General features: G+C 60.3%; 2 protein-coding genes. One reads left to right on the top strand and one right to left on the bottom strand.

All coding sequences use genetic code 11. The features are described from left to right. Positions 1-256 (bottom strand): maltotransferase domain-containing protein (locus J5M71_RS26360; protein ID WP_207838401.1); only part of this gene is annotated, 256 nt, incomplete at its 3' end. A 217-nt stretch (positions 257-473) separates the two neighbouring features. Between J5M71_RS26360 and J5M71_RS26355 the strand changes: the two genes are divergently transcribed. Then, positions 474-632, top strand: a complete 159-nt coding sequence (locus J5M71_RS26355) for a hypothetical protein (RefSeq protein ID WP_163012245.1) — start codon at positions 474-476, stop codon at positions 630-632. Positions 633-658: the final 26 nt, after the last annotated feature.

The following is a 658-nucleotide window of genomic DNA, read 5'->3' as shown; positions in this document are numbered from 1 at the left end:
GATCGGACATGACCTCGGTCTGCCAGGTTTCCTGGCCTTCCTCGCGCCAGCGGATGCGCACGGCGAGCTTGTCATGGCCGTCGGCAAAGACTTTGCTGGTCACCACCACTTCGCGCCCGGCAATCGATTTGGCGGCGAACTGGCCGCCGTCGAGAGTCGGCATGGTGTTTTCGATGACGATACGTGGCAGCAGCAACGCCTGCGACAGCGGCATGTGCGGGTTGTAACTCAGCTCTGAAGGTCTTTCAGCAGTCATTGAGCATCTCTCCTTAACGCCCCAAGGACGCTCTTGTGCCGGAACAGTATTCGCGACAAAGCGCCGGCCCTGTCATGAACTCACTTAGGTTCCGAGCAACCGGCGCGGGGAAAAGTTCAGATGAAATTAACAAGACAAACCTGCGGATCGAATTTGTCGTGGCCGGGTCAACTCACTTAAGCACGTCCCACGCCATGTGCCATACGGAGGTCACCTGATGAGCATCCCGATCCCGGCGGAAACGCCCGATCCGAACATCGACAAACCCACCCTGCCGGATACCGAACCGCCACCGGTGCCCGAGCAAGAGCCGCCAGGCACCACGCCACCACCGAAAGAAGAGCCACCGAGCACGATGCCGCCGGTGATCGTCTGACCCTTGCCCCCTGATCGTCCCCATGC

It is taken from the genome of Pseudomonas sp. 43(2021) (assembly GCF_017490805.1).
Taxonomy (GTDB): Bacteria; Pseudomonadota; Gammaproteobacteria; order Pseudomonadales; family Pseudomonadaceae; genus Aquipseudomonas.
Note: the sequence above shows the minus strand (reverse complement) of the source record. Positions and strands in the feature narration are given on the sequence as shown.

Bases quoted from the DNA above. Each gene is read 5' to 3' on its own strand.
- J5M71_RS26355 (WP_163012245.1), top strand. From the start codon at position 474: ATGAGCATCCCGATCCCGGCGGAAACGCCCGATCCGAACATCGACAAA.